Genomic DNA, 17577 nt, shown 5'->3' with positions numbered 1-17577 from the left:
GGCCTGGGCCGCGCCTTTTGTGTTCAGCGTGTCCTGGCTGATGGCAGGTTCGCTGCCTTGCGCCCGCTGTATTCGGCAAGCCCGATGCCGCCCAGCACGAGCACCAAAGCCAGTGCCTGGTAGAGCTGGAACGTCTCGCCGACGATCAGCACCGACAGCAGCGTGCCGAAGATCGGCACCAGATTGATGAACAGGCCGGCGCGGTTGGCGCCGATCAGCTCGTTGCCCCTGATGTAAAAGATCTGCGAGATGACCGAGGCGCCGATCGCGGTATAGACGATGACCGCCCAGCCGCGCGCGTCGGGCACGATGACCGTGCCGGCGGCGATCTCCCACAGGAAGAAAGGCACCGAGGTGACGAGAGCGGCGACCGACAGGGCGAGCATCAGGCTCTGCCAATGCATCATCGGTTTCAGCCGCAGCCCGACCGAATAGCCGCTGTAGAGAAACACGGCGGCCAGCATTATGGCGTCGCCGAAATTGAGCTCCAGCGTCAACAGCCGGCGCGGGTCGCCGTGGCAGGCGGTCAGGATCACGCCGGCGATGGTCAGCACGACGCCGACAATCTGCGCCCAGTTCACGCGCAGGCGGAAGAAGACGAAATTGGCCGTCATGATCAGAATCGGCATCGCCGCCTGTTCGATCGAGACGTTGATCGCAGTCGTATAGTTGAGGGCCGTGTAGAAGATGGTGTTGAACAGGGTGAAACCGCTGGCACCGAGGGCCGAGAGGATGAGCCAGTGCTTGCGCACCACCGGCCAGTCCTTGCGTATCGTCTTCCAGCCGATCGGCAGCATGATCGCCACGGCCAGCACCCAGCGCAGGAAGACGAGCGTCATCGGCGAGACGTGATCGACCGCCAGCTTGCCGGCCACCGAGTTGCCGCCCCACAGCAAGGTGGTGAGCAGCAGGACTATGTAGGCGCTTCGATACATCGCGGGATTCCGGCCGCGGGCCGCGGTGTTTGTCGGCCTATTGCCCCCGTGCGTCCAAGTAAATGATGTCAAAGCCGAAAATTGTTGTGCCTCAGGGCATTTTCGGCGGCAAAGAAAGGTCGCACTCGCGAGGTCTTGACGTTATAGAGGCCTGTCGTTTCGAACCATATTCAAGCCGCTTGGCGGCGTCTCAAGGGAAAAGAAACATGGCCAATGTGGTGGTCGTCGGCTCGCAGTGGGGCGATGAAGGCAAGGGCAAGATCGTCGACTGGCTGTCGGAGCGCGCCGATGTCGTGGTGCGTTTCCAAGGCGGCCACAATGCCGGCCATACGCTGGTCGTCGATGGCAAGGTCTACAAATTGTCTTTGCTTCCGTCGGGCGTCGTGCGCCAGGGCAAGCTGTCCATCATCGGCAATGGCGTCGTTTTCGACCCGCACGCTTTCGTCGCCGAAGTGGCCAAGCTCAAGGCTCAAGGTGTCGAAGTGGCGCCGGATCGCCTGAAAATAGCCGAAAACACAGCGCTTATCCTGTCCCTGCATCGGGAACTGGACGGATTCCGCGAGGACGCAGCTTCCAATTCCGGAACGAAGATTGGCACGACCCGTCGTGGCATCGGCCCCGCCTACGAGGACAAGGTGGGCCGGCGTGCGGTCAGGGTGATGGATTTGGCGGATTTGGAAACGCTGCCCTTGAAGGTCGATAGGCTGCTGACGCACCACAATGCGCTGCGTCGCGGGCTCGGCCACGCGGAAGTCACACATGATGCGATCATGCAGGAGCTGACTTCGGTCGCGCACGAGATCTTGCCCTATATGGACCGGGTATGGAAAATCCTCGACGACAAGCGCCGGGCTGGCGAGCGCATCCTGTTCGAGGGCGCGCAAGGCACACTGCTCGATATTGACCATGGCACCTATCCGTTCGTCACCTCGTCGAACACGGTCGCCGGGCAGGCGGCTGCCGGCTCCGGTGTCGGCCCGGGCGCCATCGGCTATGTGTTGGGCATCACCAAGGCTTACACGACGCGCGTCGGCGAAGGTCCGTTTCCGACCGAGCAGAAGAACGAGATCGGCGAATTCCTCGGCACGCGCGGACATGAATTCGGCGTCGTCACCGGCCGCAAACGCCGCTGCGGCTGGTTCGACGCCGTGCTGGTGCGCCAGGCCGTCGCCGTCAACGGCATCAAGGGCATCGCGCTGACCAAGCTCGACGTGCTCGACGGGCTGGACGAGATCAAGGTCTGCACCGGCTATCGCCTCGACGGCGAGATGATCGACTATCTGCCGGCCAGCCAGGGCGCGCAGGCGCGTGTCGAACCGGTCTACGAGACGCTGGAGGGCTGGAAAGGCACCACCGCCGGCGCGCGCAGCTGGAACGATCTGCCGGCCCAGGCGGTCAAATATGTCCGCTACATCGAGGAGCTGATCGGTGCCCCGGTCGCGCTCCTTTCCACCAGCCCGGAACGGGACGACACGATACTTGTGACCGATCCGTTTCAAGACTAGTTTCTGAAGCCTTTCCGGGCATCGCGGCTGATCTGCGGGGGCCGGCGCGGAAACAAAATACAGGTCGACTGAAGCATGGCAGATTTCGTTTTTGTTCTGAAGAAAGCGATAAACGGTCTCGGCGATCAGTCGCCAGGGATGCGGGCGAAGGTCTACGAAAAGGCCCGCTCCACGATCGCAGCGAAGATTGCCCAGCGCGATCCGCCGCTTTCGCCGGAGGATGTCGCCAAGCAGAAACGTGGTCTGGAAGATGCCATTGCGAGTGTCGAGCGGGACTATGCCAGGAGCGAGCCGGAGACCGACCCGCTCGCGGAACTGGAAAACATCTTTTCCTCGATCGATCGCAACAAGAACCAGCCGAGCCACACACGGCAACCGGCGAAGGCGGAACCGGCCTGGCCGGCACCGCCCGCGGCCAAGCCTGAACCTTATCAATCCGCGCCCACACCTGCCGCCAAGGTCGAGCCAAGCTGGCAAAGGCCAACGCCGGGGCCTGCCCAGCCGGCTCGCGCCGACACGCCTCTTGCAGCGATGGACGCCGAGGAGGCGGACGACGGTGTCGATGTCTTTTCCAGCAACGAAGAGCCGGTGTCGGACACTTTCCAGCGCCGGCGCCCGGCGGAGCGCAAGCGCAGCTATGGCGGGCTGATCGCCGCCGTCGTCGCGCTTCTGGTCATCGCCGGTGGCGGCTACGGCATCTGGCTGAACAAGGACGCCTTCGACAAGATGCTCGGGCTCGACGGCACCAAGGTCGCGACAAAGACCGAACCCGTGAAGCCGGCACCTGCCAAGCCAGCAACCGATGCCGCTGCGCCGCCGCCGGCGCCGGCAGCTGGCGGCACGGAAGCCGAAAGCACGAAATTCACCCAGCGGCTGACGCCGCAAGGCAGTGAAGTCGACCCCGGCCCGGCCGGCGGACAAAGCGGCATCGGCGAAGGCGAATCGGTCGCCGCGCTGACCACGCCGCCCTCGGCGACCAACGCGCCGCCGATTTCCGCACCGACCGCCGGCACTCCTCCCGCGGCTACGCCTCCGGCGGCAGGTGCCGCCCCCGCAACGCCGCCTGCCAACGGAGCCCCGGCGGCGCCGGCCAATGCCGCCGCCACTCCGCCAGCACCGGCGGGTGCCGCGCCGGCGGCCCCAGCCACCGCGCCCGCGGAAACCGCGCTGCCGGTCGGCCAGAAGGCGATCTTCTACGAGGAGCGCACCAGCACCGCACAGGGTTCGGCGGAGCCGGGCAACATCGTCTGGTCGCTGGTACAGGAATCGCCCGGTGGCGACCTGCCGCCGGAGCCGGCGATCCGCGCCGAGGCGACCATTCCCGGCAAGGACATCCAGTTGCGCATGACCATCCGCCGCAACACCGACCAGACACTGCCGGCCAGCCATATCATCGAGATGATCTTCCTGACGCCGGACGGCTTTGAAGGCGGTGGCGTCGACAACATCCTGCGCGTCGCCATGAAGGGTTCGGAACAGGATGCCGGCAGCCCGCTGATCGGTATTCCGGCCAAGATCGCCGACGGCTTCTTCCTCGTCGCGCTAAACGACACCAAGGCCGACGAAGACGCCAACATGACCTTGCTGCGCGGCCAGGACTGGATCGACGTGCCGGTCGTCTACAAGACCGGGCGGCGGGCATTGCTGACCATGGAAAAAGGCATTCCCGGCGAGAAGGTGTTCGACGAGGCGATCAAAGCCTGGCAGGCGAAGACGGCGGGCTGAGAAGGGCGCCGTTGGCGCCTCTCAAAAGTCTGTCAGGAGTCTGGATAGGGTCGGTAGCGCCGCGTCAAACAGCCTATGTTTTGCCAACGGAAGTCCGTTGCGCCTGACATAAGCATTGGAGCTTTCGATGGCTTCCTTGTTTTCTTCTTGCCATTGATGCGTCTTTTCCGCAGCAATCGCTTTGGCGATACTCACCTCTGCGGCGCCGGAGAGGTTGACGTCCAACGCTTTGGCGTCTTCGATCAACTGTGAGCTGATGGATATGCTCACTGATTTTCGCTGAGGTTTCGGCTTTGGCTGAAGCATGGAGTTCGCCTCCTTTTATGCGTCCAATATAGATGCATAAAACTTGCACACACCACTACCCCTCCATTTCTTCGCGCAGCATCTCCAGTTCCAGCCATTCCTCCTCCAGCGCTGCCAGCGTGGCGCGCTCCTTGTCGAGGGCGGCGATGGTCTTCTGGAAGGAAGCCGGATCGCGCTCGTAATAGGCCGGATCGGCGATGTTGTTTTCAAGCCTCGAGATCGACGCCATCACCGCTTCGATTTTCTTGGGCAGCGATTCCAGCGCGAACTTCTGCTTGAACGACAGTTTTTTCGGCGGCCCCTTTGGCGCGGCTGCCTCGCTCCTACCCGGTGCCGACGCTTCGCCATTTTCGGCTTTCGCGCGCGCCTTACGGTCGTCGAGCCTGGTGCCGCCGCGTTGCGCCAGCATGTCGGAATAACCGCCGGCATATTCGATCCAGCGGCCGTCACCATCCGGCGCGATCAGGCTGGTCACGGTGCGGTCGAGGAAATCACGGTCGTGGCTGACCAGGATGACCGTTCCGGCAAACCCGGCGACCAGTTCTTGCAGCAGTTCCAGCGTCTCCATGTCGAGATCGTTGGTCGGCTCATCGAGCACCAGCAGGTTTGCCGGTCGGGCCAGCACGCGCGCCAGCAAGAGCCGCGCTCGCTCGCCGCCGGACAGCTCGCGCACCGGCGTGCGCGCCTGTTCCGGCTTGAACAGGAAATCCTTCATGTAGGAGACGACATGGCGCTGCTCGCCATTGATGACCAGGTTCTCGCCGCGCCCGTCGGTGAGATACTGCGCCAGTGTCTCCTGCGGGTCGACGGCCTCGCGCTTCTGGTCGAGCGTGGCGATCTCCAGATTGGTGCCGAGCCGCACCGAACCGGCGTCGGGCTTCATCTCGCCGGTCAGCATCTTCAAGAGCGTCGTCTTGCCGGCGCCGTTCGGCCCGACCAGACCGACCCGATCGCCGCGCTGGATGCGGGTCGAAAACCCCTTGACCACGGTGAGATCGCCGAAACTCTTCTCGATGTTCTTGGCCTCGATCACCAGCTTGCCGGATTCGGCGGCGTCGCTCGCCACCATGGTGGCCGAGCCTTCGGCGCCGCGATGTCCGCGAAAACGCTGGCGCATGGTTTGCAACTCGCCCAGCCGGCGCATGTTGCGCTTGCGCCGCGCCGTCACGCCGTAGCGCAGCCAGTGCTCCTCGCGCACGATCTGGCGGCCAAGCTTGTGCTGCTCGCGTTCTTCCTCTTCCAGCACCAGGTCGCGCCATTCCTCGAAATGGCCAAAACCCTTGTCCAGCCTGCGCGTCTGGCCGCGATCGAGCCAGACGGTGGCGCGCGATACACGCTCGAGAAAGCGGCGGTCGTGCGAGATGACGATCAGTGCCGATGAGGTGCGGACGAGCTCCTCTTCCAGCCATTCGATCACCGAGAGGTCGAGATGATTGGTCGGCTCGTCGAGCAGCAGGATGTCGGGTTCGGGCGCCATGACGCGGGCAAGGGCCGCGCGCCTTGCCTCGCCGCCGGACAGGTCGTTCGGCCGCTCCTCACCCGAGAGGCCGAGATGCTCCATCAGATAGCTGGCGCGGTACGGGTCGTCGGCGGGTCCGAGTCCGGCCTCGACATAGGCGCGGACACTGGCAAAACCCTCCATGTCGGGCATCTGCGGCAAATAGCGGACGGTCGCCGAAGGCTGGCGGAACACCTCGCCGTCCTGCGGCTCGATCAGGCCGGCGGCGATCTTCAGCAGCGTCGACTTGCCCGACCCGTTGCGGCCGACCAGCGCGATCTTGTCGCCGGCAGAAGCGGTCAAGGCGGCGCCATCGAGTAGCGGCGTGCCACCGAAGGTCAGTTTTATCCCGTCGAGGTTGAGAAGGGGCGGGGCCATGTCAGCTTTCAGGTAAGGGAAAAGGATGAGCGAGCAGCATCGCGCGGCCGTGGCCGAGCGCGATTTCGAGGCGGCCCTTGACCTCATTGGAAATGGTCAGCGACGAACCGAACGCCACCTTGACGTGATTCAGTGGCCATTTGGCGCCATTGACGGTCAGGCCGGCGAGTTCGGAAAAGCCGAGCACCGAAAACAGCGTGCCGTCGGCATAGTCGAAACCGGCCCTGCCGTGGAGCAGGGGAACGCCCTCCTGGGCGCCGCTGGTCAGCAGCACCTCCGTTCCGGCCTCGGCAAGGCGCAGGGCAAGCGCAAGATGCAGGAAAGCGTGGTCGGCGCGCTTGCCGCCGAAGGCGCCGGCGAGCACCAGGCTGGTCGCGCCGAGCTCCAGTGCGGCTGCGATGGCCAGTTCGCCATCGGTTTGGTCCTTTTCCGCCGAGAAGGTCCGGCGGGGGACAGTGGCGAGATTTTCCGGCAGGTTGGCCGGCACGGAATCGAAATCCCCCACCCACAGTTCCGGGACTAGGCCGAGCAGCCGCGCATGGCCGATGCCGGCGTCGGCGGCAATCACGCGGGAGCCTTCGACCTGGCGGTCGAGCCGTGGCGTGCGGATGAGGTCGCCGCCAAGCAGGATGGTGAATGTGCTCATATCGTGTGGCCCTTACCAGCCTGGCACCGGAAACGGAAGGCGGCAAACTCCCACTTGCGTGAGGGATCGGCCGGGCCTATGTGTCGAAACGCTCTAACGGGGTGCCGGACGCGATCTTCGCGGACCGGCTGAGAGGCAGTCTCGCCAACCCGCTGAACCTGATCCGGTTTGTACCGGCGGAGGGATTAGACGTTTCGGACAGTCCGACGCCTCAATTCCTTTCAATTCGAACGAAGGAGGCGCCGATGCGCACGCTTTTATACGCTCTTGTCTCAGCCATGACCGTGGTCTTGTCCGGGCCGGCCTTGGCCAAGGACAAACTCACCGTCTACACATATGAGAGTTTCACCGCGGACTGGGGTCCGGGTCCGGTGGTGAAGAAGGAATTCGAGGCCGAATGCGGCTGCGATGTGGAGTTCGTCTCGGTCGCCGATGGCGTCGCGCTGCTCAACCGCGTCAAGCTGGAAGGCGCATCAACGAAGGCCGATATCGTGCTTGGCCTCGACACAAACCTTACCGCCGATGCCAAGGCCACCGGCCTGTTCGCGCCGCATGGCGCGGTGGCGGATGCCACTGTGCCGGGTGGCTGGAGCGACGACACTTTTGTCCCCTTTGACTACGGTTACTTCGCTGTCGTCTATGACACGGAGAAGCTGAAGAGCCCGCCGAAGAGCCTGAAAGAACTGGTAGAAGGCAGCGCCGACGACAAGATCGTCATCCAGGATCCGCGCACCTCGACGCCGGGCCTCGGCCTGCTGTTGTGGGTCAAGTCGGTCTATGGCGACAAGGCGCCGGAAGCCTGGGCCAAGCTGAAGGCGAAAGTGCTGACCGTGACGCCGGGCTGGAGCGAGGCCTACGGCCTGTTCACCAAGGGCGAGGCGCCGATGGTGCTGTCCTACACGACGTCGCCGGCCTACCACATGGTGGCGGAAAACACCGAGCGCTACCAGGCGGCCTCCTTCGAGGAGGGCGAGTACCTGCAGATCGAGGTGGCGGGCATCACCACGACAGGGGCGAAAAACCCACTGGCTGAGAAGTTCATGGCCTTCATGACCGGACCGAAGTTCCAGGATGCCATCCCGGAGACCAACTGGATGTTCCCGGCAGGGAAGACCGACAAGCCGCTCAACCCGGCCTTTGACAAACTGGTCAAGCCGACCAAGACCTTGCTGTTCAGCCCCGAAGAGGTCGCCACCAACCGCAAGGCCTGGGTAGATGAGTGGCTGACGGTGATGAGCAAGTAATTTGGTCCTATGATCGAAAGATGAGTGCCCTACGGCGCCCCCCTCTGTCCTGCTGGACATCTCCCCCACACGGGGGGAGATTGGCTGTCGTCGGCGATTTCGCCAATCGCCAACGTTGCTGGAATGAGCGAGGCGCGGAAACTGCCAATCTCCCCCCTTGTGGGGGAGATGTCCGGCAGGACAGAGGGGGGCGCGAAGGAACGCGGCCTTCGCTAAGAACCTCAAGTCAGGTGGTCCAGCGTGCAACGCGCGTCTGACCCCCGCATCAGCGCCGGCATCCTCGCGCTCGCCGCAATCGCGCTGCTCATCGGTGGCGCGTTTGCCGGCCTGCTTTTCGAAGGCGGCCACGACCTCTCGGGCGCCTGGGCAGCCTTCGATCCCTATCTGCTGCGCGTCGTGCGCTTCACGCTCTGGCAAGCGGCATTGTCGACGCTCCTCTCCGTCGTCCCTGCGCTGTTTGTCGCGCGGGCGATGTCGCGGCATCCACGCTTCCTTGGCCGCGCCTTCATACTGCAGATCTTCGCCATACCGTTGGCGCTGCCGGCCATCGTCGCGGCACTCGGCGTGCTGGCGCTTTATGGCCGCGCCGGCTATTTCGCTGGCGTGTTCACGGTGATCGGCGGTGGAAGCTGGCCGGGCATCTACGGCCTGTCGGGCATTCTCGTCGCCCATGTCTTCTTCAACCTGCCGCTGGCGACAAGGCTGTTCCTCGAGTCGCTGCAGACTATACCGGCCGACCAATGGCGGCTGGCGAGCCAGCTCGGCATTGCAGCGCGGCCGGCGTTCAGGCTGATCGAATGGCCAACGCTGCGTGCGGCATTGCCGGGTGTCGCCGGGCTAGTCTTCATGCTCTGCATCACATCCTTCACCATTGTGCTGACGCTCGGTGGCGGGCCGGCAGCGACGACGCTGGAGGTCGGCATCTACCAGGCGCTGCGCTTCGATTTCGATCCCGCGCGGGCGGTGACGCTGACGCTGCTGCAGATCGCCCTGACCTTTATCGTGGTGCTGGCACTGACGCGGCTGGGCGCCAATGTGGTCGGCGACACCAACCTGCCGGTTGCGCAACGCCGCTACCTCTCGGTCAAGAGGAGCGAGACCTGGCTGAACGCCATGCTCATCGTCTTGGCGCTGCTGTTCGTCGTCGGGCCGATGGCGGCGACGGTGACGGCCGGGTTGGGTGCCGATCTCGGCCGGCTGGCCGGCGAGGCCACCGTGCGGCAGGCGGCTCTGACCAGTGCGGGGCTGGCCTTCCTGTCCGCACTGCTCTCGGTGATGCTATCGCTGGCGTTGACCGTGGCGCGCCGGGCGCTGGCGTTGAACCGCTCGGCTGGCCCCCGGACAATGCTTGAGCATGCCACCGATACAGGCGCCGGCTTCGTCCTGGTCGTGCCGCCCATCGTCGTCGGCGCCGGCTGGTTCCTGTTGCTGCGCCATGTCGGCGATGTCTTCGCCATCGCCCCGGTCATGGTCGTCACCGTCAACGCGGTGATGGCGATGCCGTTCGCCCTACGGGCCGTCCGTCCCGCCTATGATGCGGCGAGCGAGCGTCACGAACGGCTCTGTGCACAGCTCGGCATTGCGGGCTGGAACCGGTTGGTGCTGGTCGACTGGCCGTCGCTGCGTCGGCCGCTCGCCACCGCCTTCGCTTTCGCCATGGCCCTGTCGCTCGGCGATCTCGGCGTCATTGCCTTGTTCGGCAGCGATTCCGTGCAGACATTGCCCTACCTTCTCCTGGCGCGCATGGGCAGCTACCGCACCGAGGATGCCGCCGGCCTGGCACTGCTGCTCGGCCTCGTCTGCCTCGCCCTGATCGTGGCGGCGCACTCGCTGGGAAGGGAGAGGATCCGGGATGCTTGATGGAAAGGCCAGCGGGCTTGAAAAAGGCGCGCCGGTGCGGCTGGACAAGGTGGCGTTCAGCTACGGCGAGACGCCGCTGGTCTTCGATGTCGAGTTCGCCACGTCGAAGATCACCGCGATCATGGGGCCGAGCGGGTCGGGCAAGTCGACGCTGCTCAATCTGGTCGCCGGCTTCGAGATGCCACAGTCGGGCCGCGTGCTGATCGGCGGCGCCGATGTCAGCGCCGAGCCGGCCTCGGTGCGCCCGGTATCGATGGTGTTCCAGGAGAACAACCTCTTCGCCCATCTTTCCGTCGAGCAGAATGTCGGGCTCGGCCGCTCGCCAGCCTTGCGGCTGACCGAAACGGACCGCGCCGCGATCGCCGAGGCGCTTGCGCGAACCGGCCTTGGGGGCAAGGAAAAGCGCCTGCCGCGCGAACTTTCCGGCGGGGAGCGCCAGCGCGTCGCATTGGCCCGCGTTCTGGTGCGCGACCGGCCGGTGCTGCTGCTCGACGAACCCTTCGCCTCGCTCGGGCCCGCTTTGCGCGACGACATGCTGGATATGGTCGCCGCCGTTCATGCCGAGCGGAGCATGACGGTGCTGTTTGTCACCCACCAGCCTGAAGACGCCCGCCGTATCGGCGAACACATAGTGTTTCTCGACAACGGGTTGGTGGCGGCAGTCGGCAAAGCGGATGATTTCTTCACCGGGGCTGGTCCGGAAGCGTTCCGGCGCTATATGGGCGCGAGTGGCGGTGTATCACGAGATATTGCCCGGAAGCGGACATAATTTACGGTCAAACCGACTCCAGGCGATGTGGCGCTTGCTTGCCATGACTGGAGGAGTGTGGCTAGGTCCGCCCTACTGGTCCGGCACAGGCCGTGATTTGCCTGCAGCATCCGCCGCTCGTGCCCTAAGGGACGGGCAACGGATGCTGCAGCCGTTTGAGATAGCGCATGACATGTTCCGAAAATCGCCCCCGGTTTTCGTGGTCATGCGCCGGGACCCGAAAGGAAGCCGTTCTGGCGATCGGCGTTGATAGACTACGAATGAATCCGCTGGCGCGTTTTCTTGCGTTGGCCGGCTTTGCCGTGGCGCTGGCGAGCTGCCAGATGTTCATGCCGCCGGAAGTACAGGAGTCCGGCTTCCAGCCTTCCGACAAGCCGATCACGGTCGACAATGTCGGCGCCAACAACAAGCTCGCCGAACTGGCCAAGGCGCAGCACCCGCGCATTCTGGCGACTTATGGCGGTGAATATTCCGATCCCAAGCTTGAGCGCATGGTCGCCAAGGTGGTCGGCAATTTGACCGTGGTGTCGGCCAACCCGACGCAGACCTATCGCATCACCATCCTGAATTCGCCCAACGTCAACGCCTTCGCGCTGCCGGGCGGCTATCTCTACATCACCCGCGGCCTGCTGGCGCTGGCCAATGATTCGGCGGAGCTTGCCGCTGTCATCGCGCATGAGATGGGCCACGTCACCGCCAATCACGGCCTGCAGCGACAGCAACTCGAGGCCGAGGAAGGCCTGGCGACCAAGGTGGTTTCCGATGTGCTCGGCGGCAGCCCGACCGCCAAGGCGGCGCTGATTCGGGGCAAGCTGAGGCTGGCGCAGTTCTCGCGCAACCAGGAGCTGGAAGCCGACGCCATCGGCATCAAATCGATCGGCGAAGCCGGTTACGATCCTTTCGCCGCCGGCCGCTTCCTGCAGTCGATGTCGGCCTATACGGACTTCCGTTCGATCAGCGGCGCCACCGACGCCAGCCTCGACTTCCTGGCCACGCACCCCAACACGCCGCAGCGCATCGATCTGGCGCAGCGCCTTGCCCGCCAATTCGGCGCGCCCGGCGTCGGTACGCGCGATCGCGATTCCTTCCTCGCCGGCATAGACGGCCTGCTCTATGGCGACACGCCCGAGGAAGGCTATGTGCGCGGCGAAACCTTCATGCATCCGGGCCTCGGCGTATCCTTCTCGGTGCCGCAGGGCTTCATCATCGACAATTCGGCCGCCGCGGTGACCGCAACCGGCCCCGGCGATATGGCGATCCGCTTCGACGGCGTCTCGATCGACAAGAACCGCGCGCTCACCGACTATATCCGCAGCGGCTGGGTGGCCGGCCTCGACGACAGCAGCGTGAGGCAGGAGACGATCAACGGCAACGAGGCGGCGACCGCGCATGCCGGCGCCGAAGGCTGGCAGTTCGACATTGCCGTGATCCGTGCCGGTGGCCAGGTCTACAGGCTGCTGACCGCGGCACCTTCGGCCAGCACCACGTTGGACACCGTGGCGCGTTCGGTCAGCGGCTCGTTCAGGATCCTCAGTGCTGCCGAAAAGGCTGCTTTGAAGCCACTGCACATCCGCGTCGTCACCGTCCAACCGGGCCAGACGATGGGTTCGCTTTCGGCCCAGATGGTTGGCGTCGACCGCAAGCTCGACCTGTTCCGCGTGCTAAATGCGCTGTCGCCGGGTGCCGCGGTTTCCGCCGGCGACAAGGTCAAGATCGTCACCGACAAGTAAGAGCCAGCCGGAAATTCATCCGCTGGACGTCTGTTGCGGATCAGGCGGCGGTCGCCATGAACTCCGGGTTCTGTTTCACCAGCGCGACCTTGAGCTTTTCCATGGCGCGGGCCTCGATCTGGCGGACACGTTCCTTGGAGATGCCGAGGGTTTCGCCGAGCGCTTCGAGTGTCGCGCCCTCGTCGTTCAGCCGACGTTCCTCGATGATCCGGAGCTCCCGCGCGTTGAGCGCGCGTAGCGCCTCCCTAAGCCAGAGCGAGCGGCGCGCGACATCGATCTTGTCGCCGACGATCTCGTCGGGCAGCGGATCGTCCGAGACCAGGAAATCCATGCGCTCGGTCGAACCCGCATCGTCGGCAACCGGCATGTTGAGCGAGGAGTCGGGCGCCGACAGCCGCGAATCCATCATCGCCACATCGGCTTCGGAGACGCCGAGTGCCTCCGACACTTCGCGGTAAAGCGTTGCGTTGGACAGCGGCTCGGTGCCATTCGCCAGTCGCGCGCGCAGACGCCGCAGGTTGAAGAACAGCGCCTTCTGCGCCGAACTGGTGCCGCCGCGCACGATCGACCAGTTGCGCAGGATGTAGTCCTGCATCGAGGCGCGGATCCACCACGTCGCATAGGTCGAAAACCGCACCTCGCGCTCCGGCTCGAAGCGGGCAGCGGCTTCAAGCAGGCCGACGTGGCCCTCCTGGATCAGATCGCCGAGCGGCAGGCCGTAGTGGCGGAATTTGGAAGCCATGGAAATGACCAGCCGCATATGGGCGACGGTGATGCTGTGCAACGCGTTCTGGTCGTTGTCCTCTTTCCAGAGCAATGCCAGCCGGTGCTCTTCGTCACGTTCGAGGTAGGGAGCCTTCATTGCCGCGCGGACCATGATCCGTCCTGCCGTGTCTTCCATCATGAGGCGCTCCCTGGGCGATGCGGATGACTTTGCAAACTCGGCTGGCGCCCGGGTTGAAATGGCGGCGTCGTGCCCTAGAACAGCCAGAACGTGCGGTGTGCGGGAATGGTTCCCTGGTTGTTGCCAGGCGGATCGTGTTGCTCGAACCATGTCCGCACGGGCGGGTAACGACTTCGAGTGCCGCCAAGAAACGCCATTTCGAGAATCTGATTTCAGAAATGTGCCATTTTTGAAATCATGTTCCTTATTTTTTCCGGTTGCATCTGTCAGTTTCCAGCTCTCACAACGTGCCGGATATCAGGCCAAGGACGGGATCACAGAAAAATGAAATGGCTCAAGTCGCTCATCGTCGCCGGAACGCTGCAGGCTCTGGCCGTCACCGCGGGCCATGCCGGCGCAATCTCGACCAGATCAAGCATGCCGGGGTGATCAAGGTCGGTACGGAAGGCACCTATGCGCCATTCACCTATCATGACACTTCCGGCGCGCTGGTCGGCTTCGATGTCGAGATCGCCAAGGCGATCGGCGACAAGCTCGGTGTCGAGGTGGAGTTCCTCGAAGGCAAGTGGGACGGGCTGATCGCCGGCCTCGACGCCAATCGCTATGACGCTGTGATCAACGAAGTCGGCATCACCGACGCCCGCAAGGCCAAGTACGATTTCTCCGATCCCTACATCGCCTCCAAGGCGGTGCTGATCGTGCGCGGCGACAATACCGACATCAAGACGTTCGCCGATCTCAAGGGCAAGAAGTCGGCGCAGTCGCTGACCTCGAATTTCGGCAAGCTGGCCGAGGCGAACGGCGCCGAATTGGTCGGCACCGATGGCTTCGACCAGTCGATCCAGCTGCTTTTGACCGGCCGTGCCGACGCCACCATCAATGACAGCCTGTCGTTCCTCGACTTCAAGAAGCACAAGCCCGACGCCAATGTAAAGATTGCCGCGCAAGAAGAAAACGCCGACTATTCCGGCGTCATCGTGCGCAAGGGCGATCCGGAACTTGTTGCGGCGATCAACAAGGCACTGGCCGACATAAAGGCCGACGGCACCTATCAGAAGATCGCAGACACCTATTTCGGCCAGGACGTTTCGAAGTAATCCTGTGAGGCGGGCCGGTCTCCCGGCCCACCAGACATATCAAGCGGCGGACCGTCTTTGACCGGCCGCCGCTTTTGTCGTGATATGTCCGACGCATTCACGCCTCGATGAGCCGCCTCGACCATTGGAGAATCTTACGTGACGCACTGGCTGCAACTGATGCTGGAGTCGCTGTCTTCGCTGTTGTGGGCGGCGCTGATCTTCACCGTGCCGCTGACGCTGTTGTCCTTCGCTCTCGGCTTGACGGTCGGCCTGGGTGCCGCGCTCGCCCGGCTGTTTGGACCGAAGCCCCTGGTCGCGCTGGTGCGCTTCTATGTCTGGATTTTTCGCGGCACGCCGCTCCTGGTTCAGCTGTTCCTGATCTTCTACGGCCTGCCGTCGGTCGGCATCCTGCTCGACGCCTTCACGGCGGCGTTGATCGGCTTCACGCTCAACATCGGCGCCTACACGTCGGAAATCATCCGCGCTGCGATAGGCTCGGTGCCGAAGGGCCAGTGGGAGGCAGCCCATTCGATCGGCATGACTTGGAGCCAGGCGATGCGGCGCACGATTCTCCCACAAGCGGGCCGCGTCGCGGTGCCGCCGCTCTCCAATACTTTCATCTCGCTGGTCAAGGATACGTCGCTGGCGGCCGCGATAACCGTGCCGGAAATGTTCCAGGCGGCGCAGCGCATCGTCGCCACCACCTATGAGCCGCTGATCCTCTATGTCGAGGCGGCGATCCTCTATCTGGCGATGAGTTCGGTGCTGTCAGCCTTGCAGACGCGGCTGGAAACCCGGCTCAACCGCTATGGCGGCTTCCTGGAGGCGCGCTCATGATCGGCCTCACCAACATCGAGAAACGCTTCGGCGACAATCTTGTGCTGAAGGGCGTGACGGTCACCATTGCCGAAGGCAGCGTCACGGCGCTGGTCGGGCCGTCGGGCGGGGGAAAAAGCACTCTTCTGCGCTGCATCAACCTCTTGGAGATCCCGACCTCGGGCACGGTGCGCATCGGTGACGAGGCGCTGGAATTCCACCCCGGCGGCAGGGTTCCGTCCAGGGATATCCAGCGCCTGCGGCTGCAGACCGGCATGGTGTTCCAGAACTTCCAGCTGTTTCCGCATCGCACCGCGATCGAAAATGTCATGGAAGGGCTGGTGACGGTGCTGAAATGGCCGCCGGAGAGGGCACGCCAGCGGGCGCTCGCCCTGCTGGAAAAAGTAGGGATGGTGCACAAGGCGGATGCCTGGCCGGCGACACTGTCGGGCGGCCAGCAGCAGCGCGTGGCGATCGCTCGTGCCTTGGCGCCGTCGCCGAAAGTGCTGCTCTGCGACGAGCCGACCTCGGCGCTTGACCCGGAACTGGCGCAAGAGGTGGTCGACGTGCTCGGCAAGCTCGCCAGCGAAGGCACGACCATGGTGATGGCGACGCATGACCTGCGCCTCGCCTCCAAGATCGCCCAGGAAGTGGTGTTCCTCGATGCCGGCGTCATTGTCGAGAAGGGGCCGGCGGAGGTGCTGTTCGGCAATCCGGAGCACCAGCGGACCAAGCGGTTCATTGCGACGCTGAAGCAGGAGGCGATGAAGGAAGCTGGCGGCGAGCCGTAAGCGCGGTCCTCGCTTCAGCCTTATCCTCCCAAAAGCAAAAAACCCGGCGCAAGGCCGGGTTTTTCATGAATTTAAAGGCGGAAAAGCTCAGGCAGCTTCTTCCTGCTCGGCTTCCTCATTGTCGGCCTTGGCGCCACGCTTAGGGCCCTTGTTGAGGTTGACCTCGATCAGGCGCACGGCTTCGGTTTCCGACATGCGGTTGACGGCCGCGATCTCGCGGGCCATGCGGTCGAGCGCCGCCTCGTAGAGCTGGCGTTCGGAATAGGACTGCTCCGGCTGGTTGTCGGCGCGATAGAGGTCGCGCACAACTTCCGAGATCGAGATCAGGTCGCCGGAATTGATCTTCGCATCATATTCCTGGGCGCGGCGCGACCACATGGTGCGCTTGACGCGGGCGCGGCCCTGCACGACCTTCAGCGCGCGCTCGACATAATCCTCTTCCGACAGCTTGCGCATACCGATGGAGGTCGCCTTGGCGACCGGCACCTTCAGGCGCATCTTGTCCTTCGAGAAGTCGATGACGAATAGTTCCAGCTTATGTCCAGCAACTTCCTGCTCGTCGATCGACACGATCTGGCCGACCCCGTGCGCCGGATAGACGATGTACTCGCCGGTCTTGAAACCGTGACGCGCAGCGGTGGACTTCTTCTGCGGGGTGATCGTAGCCATTACGCCCTGAACTCCTTGTTGTGGTACCGGCGTCCTGCCGGCCCGAACTCGCGCGATCGGGGGAGCCGATCGTTTGCCGCACAACAGATGACCCATCGGAAAAACCGGACCGGCAAACGCAATATTGCGGCCGCCTGGCCCAGATCGCTCTGGTCCGAATGGGATTTTCACCTTTCAGTGATTTGGGGCGTCTGCGCCATAAATCGACGTTGTGTCACCGGCATGTTTGGTTGATGTAACACAAAAAGTCGGAAGAATCAAGGTTTTGCTGCATAAGCGAAGGCCACAGGTCAGCGCCGCCTGTCAAGGCGGTTATTGTGACGTGCTTCTTACCCTGCGCAGTACCGGCCTTTGCGGCCGTGTTGTCAATCGCCTTCGCCGGGCTCGGCCGAGAAGTATTTCTCGAACTTGCCGGCCTCGCCGTCGAAGGATTTGGCGTCTGCCGGAGGCTCCTTCTTTGCGGTGATGTTGGGCCATTTATCGGCGTATTCGGTGTTGATCCGCAGCCATTTGTCGAGCCCCGGCTCGGTGTCGGGCTTGATCGCGTCGGCCGGGCATTCCGGCTCGCAAACGCCGCAGTCGATGCACTCGTCGGGATGGATGACGAGCATGTTCTCGCCTTCGTAGAAACAGTCGACCGGACAGACCTCGATGCAGTCCATGTATTTGCATTTGATGCAATTGTCGGTCACGACATAGGTCATCGGTCGGCTCCGGGAGTC

Annotated in this window: 15 protein-coding genes, 1 pseudogene and 1 riboswitch; of the genes and pseudogenes, 9 read left to right on the top strand and 7 right to left on the bottom strand. The window is 63.8% G+C overall.

What is annotated here, in order from left to right:
- Window positions 1–23: 23 nt before the first annotated feature.
- Window positions 24–935 carry a DMT family transporter gene (locus NKH02_RS10310; protein ID WP_352878400.1) on the bottom strand — a complete coding sequence of 304 codons (912 nt, stop codon included), beginning with the start codon at window positions 933–935 and terminating at the stop codon, window positions 24–26.
- 206 nt (window positions 936–1141) lie between these two features.
- Between NKH02_RS10310 and NKH02_RS10305 the strand changes: the two genes are divergently transcribed.
- Window positions 1142–2440, top strand: coding sequence for an adenylosuccinate synthase (locus NKH02_RS10305; protein WP_352864843.1), 1299 nt, complete (start codon window positions 1142–1144; stop codon window positions 2438–2440).
- Between the two features lie 75 nt (window positions 2441–2515).
- Window positions 2516–4165, top strand: coding sequence for a hypothetical protein (locus NKH02_RS10300; protein WP_352878398.1), 1650 nt, complete (start codon window positions 2516–2518; stop codon window positions 4163–4165).
- Between the two features lie 21 nt (window positions 4166–4186).
- Here the strand turns inward: NKH02_RS10300 and NKH02_RS10295 are convergent, their stop codons facing one another.
- The 3 genes from NKH02_RS10295 to NKH02_RS10285 are packed head-to-tail and all read right to left on the bottom strand — an operon-like array spanning window position 4187 to window position 6993.
- On the bottom strand, window positions 4187–4471 hold the full coding sequence (locus NKH02_RS10295; protein ID WP_352878395.1) for a type II toxin-antitoxin system CcdA family antitoxin: 285 nt from the start codon (window positions 4469–4471) through the stop codon (window positions 4187–4189).
- 55 nt (window positions 4472–4526) lie between these two features.
- Window positions 4527–6347, bottom strand: coding sequence for an ABC-F family ATP-binding cassette domain-containing protein (locus NKH02_RS10290; protein WP_352878392.1), 1821 nt, complete (start codon window positions 6345–6347; stop codon window positions 4527–4529).
- A 1-nt stretch (window position 6348) separates the two neighbouring features.
- Complete coding sequence (locus tag NKH02_RS10285) at window positions 6349–6993, bottom strand: thiamine diphosphokinase (protein ID WP_352864835.1); 645 nt, start codon at window positions 6991–6993, stop codon at window positions 6349–6351.
- A gap of 87 nt (window positions 6994–7080) precedes the next feature.
- Window positions 7081–7195: riboswitch (TPP riboswitch) on the top strand.
- Window positions 7196–7238: 43 nt separating this feature from the next.
- Between NKH02_RS10285 and thiB the strand changes: the two genes are divergently transcribed.
- From thiB to NKH02_RS10265, 4 genes are all read left to right on the top strand, one after another.
- Entirely contained in the window at window positions 7239–8237 is a 999-nt protein-coding gene (gene thiB / locus NKH02_RS10280; RefSeq protein ID WP_352878389.1) for a thiamine ABC transporter substrate binding subunit, read from the top strand.
- A 240-nt stretch (window positions 8238–8477) separates the two neighbouring features.
- Complete coding sequence (gene thiP, locus NKH02_RS10275) at window positions 8478–10097, top strand: thiamine/thiamine pyrophosphate ABC transporter permease (RefSeq protein WP_352878386.1); 1620 nt, start codon at window positions 8478–8480, stop codon at window positions 10095–10097.
- The gene (thiQ, locus tag NKH02_RS10270; protein ID WP_352878383.1) at window positions 10090–10866 is read left to right on the top strand and encodes a thiamine ABC transporter ATP-binding protein; all 777 of its coding nucleotides are present in this window, start codon (window positions 10090–10092) and stop codon (window positions 10864–10866) included. The genes thiP and thiQ overlap by 8 nt, the downstream gene beginning before the upstream one ends.
- Window positions 10867–11126: 260 nt before the next feature.
- Complete coding sequence (locus tag NKH02_RS10265; RefSeq protein WP_352878381.1) at window positions 11127–12596, top strand: M48 family metalloprotease; 1470 nt, start codon at window positions 11127–11129, stop codon at window positions 12594–12596.
- Between the two features lie 40 nt (window positions 12597–12636).
- On the opposite strand, the gene NKH02_RS10260 is transcribed toward NKH02_RS10265, so the two are convergent.
- Window positions 12637–13500, bottom strand: coding sequence for an RNA polymerase factor sigma-32 (locus tag NKH02_RS10260; RefSeq protein WP_352864824.1), 864 nt, complete (start codon window positions 13498–13500; stop codon window positions 12637–12639).
- A gap of 324 nt (window positions 13501–13824) precedes the next feature.
- On the opposite strand from NKH02_RS10260, the pseudogene NKH02_RS10255 reads away from it, so the two are divergent.
- The 3 genes and pseudogenes from NKH02_RS10255 (at window position 13825) to NKH02_RS10245 (ending at window position 16186) form a co-directional block, all read left to right on the top strand.
- Window positions 13825–14597 (top strand): annotated as a pseudogene (locus tag NKH02_RS10255) (amino acid ABC transporter substrate-binding protein).
- A 138-nt stretch (window positions 14598–14735) separates the two neighbouring features.
- Entirely contained in the window at window positions 14736–15416 is a 681-nt protein-coding gene (locus NKH02_RS10250; protein WP_352864818.1) for an amino acid ABC transporter permease, read from the top strand.
- A complete protein-coding gene (locus NKH02_RS10245) occupies window positions 15413–16186 on the top strand; it encodes an amino acid ABC transporter ATP-binding protein (RefSeq protein ID WP_352864815.1) in 774 nt (257 codons plus the stop codon). The genes NKH02_RS10250 and NKH02_RS10245 overlap by 4 nt, the downstream gene beginning before the upstream one ends.
- An 87-nt stretch (window positions 16187–16273) precedes the next feature.
- Here NKH02_RS10245 and NKH02_RS10240 read toward each other — a convergent pair whose 3' ends face one another.
- A complete protein-coding gene (locus NKH02_RS10240) occupies window positions 16274–16855 on the bottom strand; it encodes a CarD family transcriptional regulator (RefSeq protein ID WP_013529179.1) in 582 nt (193 codons plus the stop codon).
- Between the two features lie 365 nt (window positions 16856–17220).
- A complete protein-coding gene (gene fdxA, locus NKH02_RS10235; RefSeq protein WP_352864812.1) occupies window positions 17221–17559 on the bottom strand; it encodes a ferredoxin FdxA in 339 nt (112 codons plus the stop codon).
- Between the last annotated feature and the right edge of the window lie 18 nt (window positions 17560–17577).

This window comes from Mesorhizobium sp. M1396 (assembly GCF_040317725.1).
Lineage (GTDB): Bacteria > Pseudomonadota > Alphaproteobacteria > Rhizobiales > Rhizobiaceae > Mesorhizobium.
This window is presented reverse-complemented; position numbering and strand designations above follow the sequence as displayed.